This window comes from Achromobacter sp. 10T422 (genome assembly GCF_056394065.1).
Map to the genome: position 1 here is coordinate 66022 of NZ_JBFTHD010000008.1, position 14057 is coordinate 80078.

Annotated in this window: 10 protein-coding genes and 1 pseudogene; 1 reads left to right on the forward strand and 10 read right to left on the reverse strand. The window is 65.0% G+C overall.

Annotated features, from left to right (window positions below; genetic code table 11):
• Positions 1-177: 177 nt before the first annotated feature.
• Positions 178-1365, forward strand: a pseudogene (fdhA, locus tag AC1DB0_RS21885) (formaldehyde dehydrogenase, glutathione-independent); the annotation flags it as partial.
• Positions 1366-1405: 40 nt separating this feature from the next.
• On the opposite strand, the gene AC1DB0_RS21890 reads toward fdhA, so the two are convergent.
• From AC1DB0_RS21890 to glyA, 10 genes are read right to left on the reverse strand one after another with little or no spacing between them, the layout of a single operon-like run.
• Positions 1406-2422 carry a GlxA family transcriptional regulator gene (locus AC1DB0_RS21890; protein ID WP_346552173.1) on the reverse strand — a complete coding sequence of 339 codons (1017 nt, stop codon included), beginning with the start codon at positions 2420-2422 and terminating at the stop codon, positions 1406-1408.
• A gap of 21 nt (positions 2423-2443) precedes the next feature.
• Complete coding sequence (locus AC1DB0_RS21895; RefSeq protein WP_476757783.1) at positions 2444-3676, reverse strand: FAD-binding oxidoreductase; 1233 nt, start codon at positions 3674-3676, stop codon at positions 2444-2446.
• A gap of 9 nt (positions 3677-3685) precedes the next feature.
• Positions 3686-4963 carry an aromatic ring-hydroxylating oxygenase subunit alpha gene (locus AC1DB0_RS21900; protein ID WP_476757784.1) on the reverse strand — a complete coding sequence of 426 codons (1278 nt, stop codon included), beginning with the start codon at positions 4961-4963 and terminating at the stop codon, positions 3686-3688.
• A gap of 8 nt (positions 4964-4971) precedes the next feature.
• Positions 4972-5862: an electron transfer flavoprotein subunit beta/FixA family protein gene (locus AC1DB0_RS21905; RefSeq protein ID WP_476757785.1), complete on the reverse strand. Its 891-nt coding sequence runs from the start codon at positions 5860-5862 to the stop codon at positions 4972-4974.
• Positions 5859-7064, reverse strand: coding sequence for an electron transfer flavoprotein subunit alpha/FixB family protein (locus tag AC1DB0_RS21910; RefSeq protein WP_476757786.1), 1206 nt, complete (start codon positions 7062-7064; stop codon positions 5859-5861). Before AC1DB0_RS21910 ends, AC1DB0_RS21905 begins: the two co-directional genes overlap by 4 nt.
• A complete protein-coding gene (locus tag AC1DB0_RS21915) occupies positions 7061-8896 on the reverse strand; it encodes a DUF3483 domain-containing protein (RefSeq protein ID WP_476757787.1) in 1836 nt (611 codons plus the stop codon). The genes AC1DB0_RS21910 and AC1DB0_RS21915 overlap by 4 nt, the downstream gene beginning before the upstream one ends.
• 2 nt (positions 8897-8898) lie before the next feature.
• On the reverse strand, positions 8899-10962 hold the full coding sequence (locus tag AC1DB0_RS21920) for an oxidoreductase (protein ID WP_476758736.1): 2064 nt from the start codon (positions 10960-10962) through the stop codon (positions 8899-8901).
• A gap of 8 nt (positions 10963-10970) precedes the next feature.
• Positions 10971-11495, reverse strand: a complete 525-nt coding sequence (locus AC1DB0_RS21925) for a DUF5943 domain-containing protein (protein ID WP_476757789.1) — start codon at positions 11493-11495, stop codon at positions 10971-10973.
• Between the two features lie 10 nt (positions 11496-11505).
• The gene (locus AC1DB0_RS21930; RefSeq protein WP_476757790.1) at positions 11506-12492 is read right to left on the reverse strand and encodes a dipeptidase; all 987 of its coding nucleotides are present in this window, start codon (positions 12490-12492) and stop codon (positions 11506-11508) included.
• Positions 12493-12515: 23 nt separating this feature from the next.
• Positions 12516-13793 carry a serine hydroxymethyltransferase gene (gene glyA, locus AC1DB0_RS21935; protein WP_427946180.1) on the reverse strand — a complete coding sequence of 426 codons (1278 nt, stop codon included), beginning with the start codon at positions 13791-13793 and terminating at the stop codon, positions 12516-12518.
• Positions 13794-14057 lie beyond the last annotated feature (264 nt).

Sequence of the window (14057 nt, forward strand, 5' to 3'; positions counted from 1 at the left end):
TTGCCGCGCCGGACGGTAACTTGCCTGATTGCGACACCGGCTGGCTCCTGGCATGCGCTGTCGCCTACCCGCCGCTTCGTGTCGCCTGCAGACAGGTTGTGCGCCCGCCTGCTTGCCAAAATCGAACATTGACGGGCACCCGCCCGCATTGAACCGGCCAGGCAAGGAGACGCAGACATGGCAGCGAACAGGGGCGTGGTTTACGTTGGCGACGGGCGCGTCGAGGTGCAGTCGATCAGCTTTCCCAAGCTGGTGGACCCGCGCGGCCGCAACATCGAGCACGGCGTGATATTGAAGGTGGTGTCCACCAACATCTGCGGGTCAGATCAGCACATGGTGCGCGGCCGCACCACGGCTCAGAAGGGGCTGGTGCTGGGCCATGAAATCACGGGCGAAGTCATCGAAGTGGGCCGCGATGTCGAAACCCTGAGGTCGGGTGATCTGGTGTCCGTGCCGTTCAACGTGGCCTGCGGACGCTGCCGCACCTGCAAGGAACAGGACACGGGCGTGTGCCTGACGGTGAACCCGGCGCGCGCCGGCGGAGCCTATGGCTACGTCGACATGGGCGACTGGATCGGCGGGCAGGCGGAATATGTCATGGTGCCCTACGCCGATTTCAACCTGCTGCGCTTTCCTGACCGCGACCAGGCCCTGGCAAAGATCCGCGACCTGACCTGTCTGTCAGACATTCTGCCCACGGGCTATCACGGCGCGGTCAGCGCGGGCGTTGGCCCCGGCAGCACCGTCTATGTCGCAGGCGCGGGGCCGGTCGGCATGGCGGCGGCGGCGTCGGCCCGGCTGCTGGGCGCGGCGGTGGTCATCGTCGGCGATATGAATCCCTTGCGGCTGGCGCATGCGCGCAAGGTCGGCTTCGAGACGGCCGACTTGTCGTTGGACGCCACGTTGGGCGAGCAGATCGCGGCATTGCTCGGCACGCCCGAAGTCGATTGCGCAATCGATGCCGTCGGCTTCGAAGCGCGCGGCCACGGCGCCGCCGGTTCGCAGGCCGAAGCGCCCGCCGCCGTCTTGAACGCATTGATGGAAGTGACGCGCGTGGCGGGCCGCATCGGCATCCCGGGGCTGTATGTCACCGACGACCCCGGCGCGGCCGACGCCGCCGCCCAGCGCGGCAGCTTGTCGGTTCGCTTCGGGCTGGGCTGGGCGAAAGCGCACAGCTTCCATACCGGCCAGACGCCGGTCATCAAGTACAACCGCGCACTGATGCAGGCCATTCTGTGGGACCGCATCAACATCGCCGAAGTGGTGGGCGTTCAAGTCATTTCACTGGATGCCGCGCCCGAAGGCTATGCGGCGTTCGATGCGGGCGCGCCCAAGAAGTTCGTGATTGATCCGCACGCCATGCTCGCCCGCTKACCCGCCCCGCGCCGCCGGCACCGGCCGGCGGTTACCCGCGCATCAGCCGCCGTTCGCTGGTGGGTGAATGCCCAAAGCGCGCGCGATACGCCTTGCTGAAGTGGCAGGGGGACTGAAACCCGCACGCCACCGTTACCCCCATGATGGACATCCGGGTCTGCAGCAGCAGTTCGCGTGCGCGCAGCAGCCTTAACCACAGGTAGTACCGCATCGGCGACATGCCCAGGTAGTACTTGAACATGCGCTGCAACTGGCGCTGCGACAACCCAACCTGGCTGGCAATGTCCTCGAACGGCAGCGGGTCTTCAATATGCGCTTCCATCAACTGCCCGACCTTGACCAGCCCCTGGCGGTTAAAGCCCACGCGGGCCGCCATTGGTATGTGCTGCCGCTCGGTCGCCAGCCGGATTCGATCCAAAATGAACTGCTCCGACACCGCGTCAGCCAGCTCCGCCCCGAACCGCTTCGTGGTGATGCGCAGCATCAGGTCGATGGGTGCGGTGCCGCCCGAACTGGTCATGCGGTCGCGGTCAATGACGTAGAGGGCTTCGGTCAGCTCAGCGGCGGGAAACTCTTCTCGGACGGCGAACAGATTTTCCCAGTGCACCGCACAGCGATAGCCCGACATCAGCCCCGCCTTCACCAGCGCATAACTACCGGTGCAAAGCCCGCCCAGCGCGACACCCCGCCGCGCCCAGCTATTAAGCAGTTTGATCAAGGCATCGGACACGTAGTCCTGCACCTGCAGACCGCCGCAGACGAAGACGGCATCAAAGGCGCTATCGGGCGCCGGGGTCGCCACGGGCGATATCCGCAGGTTATTGCTTGCCTGCACCACCGTGCCGTCCAGTGTCATCACAGACCACCGGTAGAGTTCACGCCGGCTGACGTAGTTGGCCATGCGCAGCGTTTCCACGGCGCCGGCAAACGCGATCATCGAGAACTTCGGCAGCAGCAGAAAACAGAAGTGCAGCGCGCAGGAGTCCGTGGCAGGCGAACCGAACGGCGGGCAGGTATCAGAAGGCAGAGGGGCTAGGGCATGTTGCATAGGCATGAGTATCGGCCAACATCATTTGTCGATGCGCAAATCGCTCAAGGGCACACTGCAACATAGCAACACCATGCCTTGGTCAATTTCGCGCTGGCGTATCCCGCCCTGGTGGCGCATGTCGACTTTGCCATCTAGCAGGCGCACCTTGCATGTGCCGCACATGCCCTGCGTACACGACGCGGGCAGGCGCAAGCCCGCATCCCGCGCGGCGTCCAGCAGGGCTTGAGCCGCGCCGCATTCAATGGTGCGCTGGCTTTTCTGGAAAACAACGCTGAACGCGGTGGCAGGTGCGGCGTTGGCATTCGGGTTGGCATTCGGCTTTGAATCCGGCTTTGAATCCGGCTTTGAATCCGGCTTTGAATCCGGCTGTGAATCCGGGCTGGAATCCGGGTTGGAATCCGGGTTAGCTGCTCGCGCGGACCATTCCGGCACGCCCGGCGCTGGTTGCGCCGCGGGCAAGGCGCCGAACGAGAAGCTCTCTTCATGATGCCGCGCCATGTCGAAGCCGGCTTCGTGCAGCATCGCTCTGACTGCCTGCATATACGGTGCCGGCCCGCAGACAAAGATTTCGCGCGTCATGAAGTCAGGCGCCATCAACTGCAACAGCGGCAGCGTGATGCGGCCCGTCAGGCCATGCCAGCCCCCCTGCTCACCCAGCCCTTCGCAAATGAAATGCGCCCGAAACCGCTGCTGGCTGGCCGCCAGCAAGGCCAGTTCGCGTCCGAAGATGATGTCGTCTGGCGTTCGGGCGCTATGCACGAATACGGTATCGCGGTCATCGCATAAGTCCCGGTGCGTGCGCGCCATCGACATCAACGGCGTAACGCCGGAACCCGCCGACAAAAATAGATAGCGCTCGGCCGGATGCAGCGCCGACGAAAAAGCCCCGGCCGGTCCCAGCACGCGCACCGAATCGCCGACTTCCAGATGGTCATGCAGCCAGTTCGACACCGTGCCGCCCGGCACACGCTTGACCGTGATCGACAGAGTGTGAGGCCGGGTCGGCGGTGACGAGATCGTGTAGCAACGGTTCACGCGCTGGCCATCGACTTCCAGCTCCAAGGTCAGGAACTGGCCGGGTGAAAACTGAAACGCATGCCCGGCCAACGACCGGAAGAAGAAGCTCTTCACATCGTGCGTCTCTTGCCGGACCTGGCAGCATTGCAGGGATTCCTCGACATCGCTGTCCCAAAGCGATGGCAAGCGCTGCCAGAACTCGGGTTGATGGATGCGTCGAAGCGCGTGCGGCATGGCGAGACCTCAATCCAGATAGCGCGCCGACAGGCGGCCGATGTACCAGTTGCAGAACTTTTCCACCAGCGCCTCCGTATGCGGCGAATAGGGTCCGGGCTGATAGGCCGCGCTGCGCACCCCTTGCTGCGAAAGTTCCACCAGCGTACGGTCTTGCGCATTGGTCGCCCGCCACACGGCAGTCAGGTGATCAATGTCGTAGTCCCGGTGTTCTTCCGCGTCCTTGTGCACGAGCCAGCGGGTGCGAACCAGCGTTTTCTCAGGCCCCAGCGGCAGCACTGAGAACGCCACGATGTGGTCGCTCATGAAATGGAACCAGCCGTTGGGCTGCGTCCACAGCGACAACCCGCCCAGGTCGGGGCGCGCCAGATCGCCCAGCAACTTGCGCGATGCGGCATTGCCGTCCAGCGTTTGGGATTCCCCGCTCAGGTCCAAAGGCAAACGCCGCACGCGATAGCCGGTGACGCGGTCATCCAGTGCGTCGCGTTCTTCGGAGGGCAGGCCGGCCGCTTCCCACTCCAGGCAGCGTTGCGCCGATATTTGCGCAAAGTGTTCCAGCTGCCGGGCATTGGCGGGGGACGGCTGGTAGCCGAAGCCGAATTCGAAGACCGACACGGTCAGCTCAGGGTGGTTGGCGGCGCAGTGATAGCACTCGCGGTTGTTCTCCATCGTGAGCTTCCAGTTGCAGTCTTCCACGATGTCCACCTGCGCCGCGACCTTGCAGTCCCGAATTCGATGCGGGCGCAGATAGGGTTCGACCTGCTCGCGAAAGGCTTGAAAGTCTTCGGGTGCGTCGGGGTCCAGGCAGATGAAGATCAAACCGCTCAAGCTCTCGATACGCACGGGCTTCAAGCTGTGCTGGCTTTTGTCAAAGTCTTCACCCATGTGCTCGGCATAGGCCAGATTGCCGTTCAGGCGGTACGTCCATTGGTGATAGGGGCACACCAGGTTGCCCACCGACCCCTGGGCCTGCGAACACAAGCGCGACCCCCGGTGACGGCACACGTTATGAAAGGCGCGCAACTGATCATCGTCGTCACGCAAGATCACCACCGGCTGCCGGCCGACATCCACTGTGATGTAGTCGCCCGGCTCGCGGATGTCGGGTTCGACCGCCACAAAGATCCAATGGCGGCCGAAGATTTCTTCCATGTCGAGATCGAAGACGGCCGGACTCAGATAGAAATCGGCATCCAGGCTGTAGCCCGGCCGCCGATTGGCGATCAGGGCGCGGATGGCATCGTCCGCCCGCGCAGGAACGACGGGAATCTGTTTGAAGGCATTCATCGTCCACCTCAATAGTCGATCAGGCTGTGACGGCGCAGATAGGCAATGACTGCCTGCGCCTTTTCAGCGGGGGTGCCCTGGGTGATCACCGCGCCGCCGCGGCTTTGCATGGTGGTGGCGGCCAGCAGCCGCGTCCGCCCCGACCGTGACTCCCGCGCGGCCAGCTTGACGGGCGGCACCACGGCCGGTTCAACCCGCGCTGGCGGCAAGGGCGCGCCCACCACGCGCGCGACGCGTGCGGCAACGTGGCCAGCGCGTTGGCGGGCATAGACATGGCGTGCGTCGAACGGCGCCAGCGGATGCACCGCCAGCACGGCCGGCAATGACGAGGCGACTTCGCGCCGCCTGCCTTTAGGCAGGAACTGCTGCGTGACGACGCTGTCCGCGTGCAACTGCGCGGTCAGCACCGCCGGCAACAACGGGACATGCAAGGTCTGCGCCAATAAATACGGCAGCAGGCCACTGCCTTCACCGCCTTCCGCCCGCGTCCCGCACAGCACGACGCTGTAGCCGCGCACGCGGTCGACCAGCGCGCCCAATACGTCGCGCCCGCACGGCACCTCGATGGCGTCGACGCAGGCCGCGCCCAGCGCCAGATAGTCGCGCAATGCGGGCTCGGCGGGATCGCCGGCATGGATGACATCGATGGTGGCGGCCGCAGACGTTCCTGTCACAGGTTCGCCTGCCGCAGGACCGCCTGCCGCAGGGTCGCCTGCCGCAGGTTCGCCTGCCGCAGGTTCGCCTGCCGCAGGATCGCCTGCCGCAGGTTCGCCTGCCGCCCTCCTCACCATCTCCTGCGCCAGGGATAGCGCGAGCGCGTCATTACGGCTCCAGCGCGCCGCGCCGCTGACCGGGTGGACACCGACGGAAACGAGCACGGCGATGCGCAGCTTAGTCATGAGTCACCTGCTGGGCGGGGGTGCGCGGCCCGCGCACGCTGAACCTCGGCCAGCAGCGCCTGGGCCACGCTTTGCGTGTCATCGATGATGCTCAGGTCGGCGCGTCTGACAAGCGGCGCGCTGGCGTCCAGATTCACGGCGATCACGTGACGGCAGTCCTTGATGCCCTGCAAATGCTGCACCGCCCCCGAAATGCCGAATGCCAGATAGGCGCTGGCGCTGACCGTCTTTCCCGTGGCGCCGATTTGCTGGCTGCGCGGAAAGCGGCCGTCATCGACCGCCACGCGGCTGGCGCCGACGGCCGCCCCCAGCGCGTCAGCCAAGTCCTGAAAGCCCGCCAGATCCCGCACGCCGTTGCCAGCCGAGACGATCAGGTCAGCTTCTTGAAGGTCGACTTCCGTGGCCGGTAACGAACGGGTGCCGTGATCCCGATAGGCGGAGCTGGCTCGCAGCGGCGTGAGCTGCGCCCGCTTGCCATGCCCGATGAACGGCAAGCGCTCGTCGACGACATCGGGCGCCAGCAGCACAATGCGCGGCAAGCCCCGAGACAGCGCCCGCCATTGCATGCGAGTGTTGCCTGAGTAAGCACTTGCCGCGCCCTCGTGGCTCAAGGCCACGACGTGCGTGGCGACCGTGTCGCGGGTCGCTGCCGCCAGACGACGGCCAAGGTCGCCATCCGGCAGCCCGTTGTCGGGCAGGAAGATGTGCATGGGACGAATGCGGTCGATCAGGGTCAGCAAGATGGCCAGTTCGACGTCAGGCGCATAGGCCGGCGGAGCCAAGGTAGCCGTGATGGCCGGGGTGGACGGGGTGGCCGAGGTAGCTGAGGTAGCAGTGGTGGACGAGGTAGCCGAGGTAACCGTGTTGGACGGCACGAGTGTCAGCGCGTCCACGCCCAAGTGCGCGGCGTCCGCGTCCAGCTCGCCGAACACAAGCAGATGGACGGCGGTGTCCGCTTGCGCCAGCAAAGCGGCGGCGGCGATGGCCTGGCGCGCGTGTGCATCCAGCTGGCCACGATCGCTATGGGCAACGGCCAACACGGCGCGCAACGCAAACCCGTCCGTGCGCAAGGGCTTGTTCGCGGCCGCGGGCTTGGCGCGCATGCCGTCAGGCTGAGCGCGTTCCAGCACAATGCGCTTGATGCCAGCCGCGGTCAGCGTATGCGGCCGGCGGGCGGGAAGTCTGCGGATGGCGTTCATCATGGCTCCAAGGCGTCGGCGACAAGTTCGGCGATATCCCGCACATCTGGCCGCGGGCCTACCACCCCTTCCAGCATGACCGTGCAGTTTGGGCAGGCGACCGCCACGGTCTCGGCGCCCGCATCGCGCGCATCCTGAATGCGCAGATCGGGAATGCGCTGCTTGCCGGGGATGTCCGTCAACGCCGCGCCGCCTCCGCCACCGCAGCAACGCCCGTTCAGCCCGTGGCGCGTCATCTCTTTGATGGGAAACCCCAAATGACGCAATAGCTCGCGCGGCGCCTCGGTTTCGCCGTTGTAGCGGGCCAGATAGCAAGGGTCGTGATAGGTCAGCGCCCGAGGCGGGTCGGCCAGCTTGACTCTGAGACGGCCCGCCTTGAACAGCGCCGACAGCAGACTGGTGTGGTGCAACACCCGATAGTGCCCGCCGAGCGCGGGATATTCGTTGCGCAGGCTGTGCAAAATGTGGGGGTCTGCCGTGACGATGCGGTCGAACGTCAACGCCGACAGCGTCCGGATCAGGCGATGGGCCAAGGTCTGGAAGGTGGCCTCGTCGCCCAGCCGCCGGGCGACGTCGCCGGTATCCGTTTCCAGAACGCCCAGCACCGCGAAGTCGACCCCGCCCGCTTGCATCGCTTTCACCAGCGCCCGCAGGCTACGTTGGTACCGCATGCCGAATGCGCCCTCGCCCACGATCAGCAACACATCCACGGACTTGCCGGGTTGAATTTGGGCCACGCCCAGATCGGCCGCCCAGTGAAAGCGCGCGCTCAGGTCGAAGCCGCCTGCGCTTGCGGTCTCGCGCAGATTGTCCAGCACGGCAGGCGCCTTGCCCGGCGCGGCGCCATGTTCAAGCGTTTGCTGGCGGCGCATGTCGATCACGGCGTCGACGTGTTCGATCAGCATGGGGCATTCGTGCACACACGCCCGGCAGGTGGTGCAGGCCCATAGCGAATCTGGTGCGATCAAGCCGGGAACGATGGGTTGCGTGGCCGCGCCCGCCATCCCCGTGACCAGATCCTGGATCAGTCTTTTAGGATTCAGCGGCTGGCCGGCCGCATAGGCGGGACAGGCGGCTTCACACTTGCCGCACTGCACGCAGGCGTCAAAGCTCAGCAGCTGGTTCCAGGCAAAGGCAGAAGGCTGGCCCGCGCCCAGCCGTTCAGCGCCGGGTTCTCCGCCCAGCGCCAAGGGACGTAGCGCCGCCTTTTGCCCGGCCGAGGTTCGGCCGAAACGTTCGGGGCGTGGATGGAACGCCAGATGCAGCAAGCCCGCGAACGCATGCTTCATCGGGCCGCCACGCGCCATGCCCGCCGTCAATTCCCACGCGCCCACCGCCAGCAGCGCGACGGTGGTCAGCCCCGCCGCCCCCGACAACAACGGCGTGGGAATGCCGCCCAGCAGCAACAAGCCCAGCGCCAACGCGCCCAGCATCCATGGCAGCCTGTCCCACATGCCGCGTGACAATCTGGCGGGCGGGGTGCGGCGGCGGTGCCAGACAAAACCTACCCCGCCCAGCATGATCAGCGCCGCCAACGCAATGGCCAGATCCAGCGCGGGCGAATAGAGCGCCAATCCGTAGTTCACGGCCACCAGCGCCATGGCCGCCACGGCGGCGCCCGCCGTCGCAATGTGCGTGCGTGCGATGTAGGGGTCGCGCGCCACCACCCGATGCAGGTCTACGAAGTAGCGCTTGGGTGCGGCAAGCAGATCCCGCCAGCGCACGGGCGCCGTGCGCCCGGTGCGCCATAGCGCCGCGCGGCGTAGCCCGCCCGCGGCGACGCCCAACACCGACAACCAGAACAGGCCCGTAATGACGGCGGCGAAGGGTGCCATGATCAGAAGTCCTTACACAGGCGCAAGGCGTCGTAGATGGACGCATGGATGTTGTGCATCGAAATGCAATCTCCAACGCGGAACAGCAGATAGCGGCCGTCGCCGAGCGTTTCGGAAAGCGCCGGCTGCGGTTCGGCGGCGTATAGCGCCTGCACATCGGTTTGCCCCAAGTTGACCGATTGGGGCTTGAGCATCCAGTACAGCGCGTCGTTAGGCACGATGCCGTTTTCGATCACCACCTGATCCACCACGCGTTCTTCGCGCGCATCGGTGTATTCATTGCGCAGCAAGGCGATGGTCTTGTCGCCTTCGGTACTGACGCGTTCCAGCCAGTAGTTGGGCGTGAACACGACGTCTTGTGCAGTCAGGCGGCGGTAGAAAATCGGGAACGTGGTGCCGCCCACATCGTCGGCCACCTTGGGGTCGGGGGTGACGACTTCAACCAATGAACCCCGGCTTGCCATGAAATCCGCCACACCAGCGCCCGCGTGCGTACCGATGCCGTCGTAGACCAGCACATTACGCGCGGGCTGTTTCTTGCCTGAAAGAATGTCCCAGGCGCTCACGGCCAGCCCGCTTGCAACGCCCCATGACACCTGCTCGTACACGTGGCTCAGGCCGCCCGTTGCCAGCACCACGATGTCGGGCTGTTCCGCCATGATGCCTTCCTGAGTGGCGAGCACGCCCATCCGGCAGTCGACCCGCAGCCGTTTGAGCTCCAGGTCAAACCAGCGGACGATGCCATCCATCTGCTCGCGCTGGGGCGCTTTGGCGGCCAGCAATATCTGGCCTCCGATAGCGGCGTTGCGTTCGAACAGGACGACATCGTGCCCACGTTCGGCACAGACGCGCGCGGCCTCCATGCCCGCGGGGCCGGCGCCCACCACCACCACCTTTCGCCTTGGCCCGCGCGACCGGGGAACGATATGCGGCATGGACACTTCCCGGGCCGTCGCCGCGTTTTGGATGCACAGCACATCAAGGCCGTCGTACTGCCGGTCGATGCAGTAGTTGGCGCCCACGCACTGCTTGATCTCGTCCTCGCGGTCATCGCGGATCTTCATGACCAGATGCGGGTCAGCAATGTGCGCGCGAGTCATGCCGACCAGGTCCGCATGGCCCGCGGCCAGCAGGCGCTCGGCCTGAACGGCGTCGCGGATGCTCTGCGCGTGCATCACGGGAATATGCACGGCCGACTTGATGCTGGCCGCCAGATACGCAAAGGGTTCGGGCGGCAGCGCCATCGGCGGCATACAGTTGGCCAGCGTGTTGTGCGTGTCGGCCCCTGACCCGATCACGCCCAGGTAATCGATCAAGCCCGTCTCGGCCATGGCTTGCGCAATCTMGCGTAGCGCGTCGTGATCGAGCCCATCTTCGTGGAACTCATCCCCGCACATGCGCAGCCCCACACAGAAGTCCGGCCCTACGGCCTCGCGCACCGCTTTCAAGACGTCGATGCCAAAACGCAGGCGGTTCTCAAGGCTGCCGCCATAGGCATCGTCGCGAAAGTTCGTGCGGGGGCTCCAGAACTGGTCAATCAGGTGCTGGTGCGCGGCCGATATTTCGATGCCGTCCATGCCCGCCTGCTGCACGCGTCTGGCCGCCGCGGCAAAGTCGCGGATGATGCGTGCGATGTCTTCCACCTCGATCGTCTTGGCGTTGCCCCGGTGAACGGGTTCGCGCACGCCGGACGGCGTCAGCAGGTGCGGCCAATGCTCGCCATGCCAGGCCGAGCGCCTGCCCATGTGCGTGGCCTGAATCATGACCTTGGCGCCATGGCGGTGCATGGCTTCGCTGAGCCGGGCCAGTGGTTCGATGACGCGGTCGGTCGTCAGGTTGACCGACCGCCACCACCCTTGCGGGCTATCCAGCGACACGGGGCTGGAACCGCCACAGATGGCCAGCCCCAGCCCGCCCTTGGCCTTTTCTTCGTAGTAGGCGATGTAGCGGTCGCCCGGCAGGCCGCCGGGCTCGGCGTGGACCTCGGCATGCGCCGTGCTGACGATACGGTTGCGCAGCACCACGCGGTTCAGCGTCATGGGCGCAAACAAGTGGGGATAGCGCATGGCCGGCCTCAGGCAGCGACAGGGCGAACGGTGAATTCGCAGTGGGCGTGCCCCTCTCCTGCGCAGCGGCTTTCCACGCACTGCGCGCGTGTGACGCCCCCGTGCTGGTCAGCCACCCAGTCCATCGCGCCCGCGAACCAGCCCGAGAACATATGGCACAGCTTCCCGCTGGCCTGGGGTTGGGCAAGGACGAACGCGGAATGGCGCAATTCAATACGCGCCGTCATCGCCGCCGGGTCGGCGTCGGTCAGCCGGAACAAGCCCCATCCGCGCTGAGACAGCCGCATCAGGTAGTGCTCGTACACGGCAAGGCCGGCGAGCCGGTGTTCCTGGGATTCCTTGTCGCACCAGTAGTAGGCGGATTGATGGCCCGCGTCGTACAGGACGCGCGCGTATGTGTCGCCGCCCAGCGCGCGTTCGGCCGCCAGATGGTTGTTGATGAAGAAGTGGCGCGGCACATACAGCATCGGCAGCCCGTCGGTGCTCCAGACGCCGGTCTGTTCGTTGACGTCGATAGGCAGCTGGGGATTCATCGCAGGCTCCTTATTTTGATGCTGCCTGGTCCGGCCAGACTTCGCCGAACACGCGCAGCCAGTTCTCACCCAGAATTTTCCGAATGTGCACCTCGCTCCAGCCGGCCCGCTGCATCGCGGCGGTCAGGTTGGGGAATTCACCGATAGTCTGGATGCCTTCGGGATTTCGGATGGCGCCGAACTCGGTCAGGCGGCGATAGCGGCCCTTGTCGTGCGTCAGCCAATCGAAGAATGGCTGGCCATAGCCTTGGGTGAAATCGGTGCCGATACCCACGGCGTCTTCGCCGGCCAGGTTGACGACGTAGGCAATGGCTTCGACGTAGTCGTCCACGGTGGCCTGCACGCCGCGCTTGAGGAAGGGCGGGAACATCGTCACGCCGATGAAGCCGCCGCGTTCGGCAATGAAGCGCAGCTGGGCGTCGGTCTTGTTGCGCGGGTGGTCCTTCAGCCCCGACGGCAGGCAGTGCGAATAGCAAACGGGTTTGGTGGACGCCAGGATGGCTTCTTCGGACGTCTTCGCGCCCACGTGCGACAGGTCAACCATGATGCCGACCCGATTCATCTCGGCCACGACTTCATGGCCGTAGCCGGACAGGCCGCCATCGTGCTCGTAGCAGCCGGTGCCAATCAGGTTCTGCGTGTTGTAGCAAAGCTGAACCACGCGCACGCCCATGTCGGCAAAGGCTTCGACCGCGCCCAGATTGTCTTCAAACGCGTGGCCATTCTGGAAGCCCAGGATGACGCCGGTGCGGCCGTCGCGCTTGGCTTGGCGGATGTCGTCGGTGCTGCGGACCAGCGTGAGCAAGTCGGCGTTGTCGCGAATCAGGCGTTTCATTTCAGCGATGTTCGCGACGGTTTGATCAAACCCTTCCCAGACAGACACCGTGCAATTGGCGGCGGTCAGCCCGCCGCGTTGCATGTCTTCGAAAACGGCCCGGTCCCACTTGGAGATGATCAGGCCGTCAATGACCGTGCTTTTCTGATGCAGCGTGTTCATGGGATGCCTCGGTGCAAGATCAATCAATAGATGGGATGGCGCTGGCACAAGGCCAATACTTCGCCGCGGATGCGGCGTTCAACGGCTTCGTGCTCGTCGGGGCTGGTCGACAACATGTCGATGACCTGGACGATCATGTCGCCCACGGCGCGGAAGTCGTCTTCGGTAAAGCCGCGCGAGGTGCAGGCTGGTGTGCCCAAGCGGATGCCCGAGGTCACGGAAGGCTTTTCCATATCGAAGGGAATGCCGTTCTTGTTGCAGGTAATGCCCGCCAGTTCCAGCGTGCGTTCCACGTGCGCGCCGGTCAGGCCCTTGGAGCGCAGGTCGAGCAACAGCAGGTGGTTGTCGGTGCCGCCGGACACCAGGTCGACGCCGCCGCTTGCCAGCACATTGCCCAGCGCTTCGGCGTTATCCAGCACCCGGCCGATATAGCGTTTGAAATCGGCTTGCAACGCTTCGCCGAACGCCACGGCCTTGGCCGCGACCACATGCATCAGCGGCCCGCCCTGCAAACCGGGAAAGACGGCGGAATTGATTTTCTTGGCGATGGCGCCGTCGTTGGTCAGGATGAACCCGCCACGCGGGCCGCGCAGCGTCTTGTGCGTGGTTGACGTCACGACATGAGCGTGCGGCACGGGACTGGGGTGCTTGCCGGCTGCCACCAGCCCCGCAATGTGCGCCATGTCCACCATCAGCATCGCGCCGACCTCGTCGGCGATGTCGCGAAAGCGGGCGAAATCCAGCTTGCGGGGATAGGCCGAGTAGCCCGCGATGATCAGCTTGGGCTTGTGTTCCCGCGCCAGGTCGCGAACCTCGTCGTAATCGATCAGGTAGGTGTCAGGGCGCACGCCGTATTGCACGGCATTGAACCATTTGCCGGACATCGCCGGCCGGGCGCCATGCGTCAGGTGGCCGCCCGCGTCCAGTGACATGCCGAGCACGGTGTCGCCCGGTTGCAGCAACGCCAGCATCACGGCGCCGTTGGCCTGCGCGCCAGAGTGCGGTTGAACGTTGGCGTAGTCGGCCTGGAACAATTCGCGCACACGCAAAATCGCAAGCGACTCGACCTCGTCCACATGCTCGCAGCCCCCGTAGTAACGGCGGCCGACGTAGCCTTCGGCGTACTTGTTGGTCAGCACCGAGCCTTGTGCGTCCATCACCGCGCGCGACACCAGATTTTCAGACGCGATCAGCTCAATTTGCGACTGCTGCCGGCGCAGTTCGCGGTCTTGCATGGCCATCACAATGGGATCGCGCTTGGCGAGCGGCGCAGCGAAGAACGGAGATGAACTCTGGAACATGAAACCCTTCCTGCTTGAGCGATGACATTTGAAAATCCGGCACGCGCCGAGCCTGTGAAGCATTCTTTCCCAATCGGCTCAGAGGCAGTTATCCCAAGCGGACCAGATCTTGTCCGATTGCGACAAGGCGATGGCGTCATCGGCCGCAAACCCGCATGCAGACTGGCTCTGCGCGTTTTAGTAATTGTCTTAAGGGTTTAAACGTATGGCCGCTCCACCACGCAACCTTTAAAAGCCGAAGCAGCTGAACCAGACATCGGTTCA

Bases quoted from the DNA above. Each gene is read 5' to 3' on its own strand.
- AC1DB0_RS21905 (WP_476757785.1), bottom strand. From the start codon at position 5,862: ATGACTAAGCTGCGCATCGCCGTGCTCGTTTCCGTCGGTGTCCACCCG.
- AC1DB0_RS21900 (WP_476757784.1), bottom strand. From the start codon at position 4,963: ATGAATGCCTTCAAACAGATTCCCGTCGTTCCTGCGCGGGCGGACGAT.
- AC1DB0_RS21890 (WP_346552173.1), bottom strand. From the start codon at position 2,422: ATGCAACATGCCCTAGCCCCTCTGCCTTCTGATACCTGCCCGCCGTTC.
- AC1DB0_RS21915 (WP_476757787.1), bottom strand. From the start codon at position 8,896: ATGGCACCCTTCGCCGCCGTCATTACGGGCCTGTTCTGGTTGTCGGTG.
- AC1DB0_RS21895 (WP_476757783.1), bottom strand. From the start codon at position 3,676: ATGCCGCACGCGCTTCGACGCATCCATCAACCCGAGTTCTGGCAGCGC.
- glyA (WP_427946180.1), bottom strand. From the start codon at position 13,793: ATGTTCCAGAGTTCATCTCCGTTCTTCGCTGCGCCGCTCGCCAAGCGC.
- AC1DB0_RS21925 (WP_476757789.1), bottom strand. From the start codon at position 11,495: ATGAATCCCCAGCTGCCTATCGACGTCAACGAACAGACCGGCGTCTGG.
- AC1DB0_RS21930 (WP_476757790.1), bottom strand. From the start codon at position 12,492: ATGAACACGCTGCATCAGAAAAGCACGGTCATTGACGGCCTGATCATC.
- AC1DB0_RS21910 (WP_476757786.1), bottom strand. From the start codon at position 7,064: ATGATGAACGCCATCCGCAGACTTCCCGCCCGCCGGCCGCATACGCTG.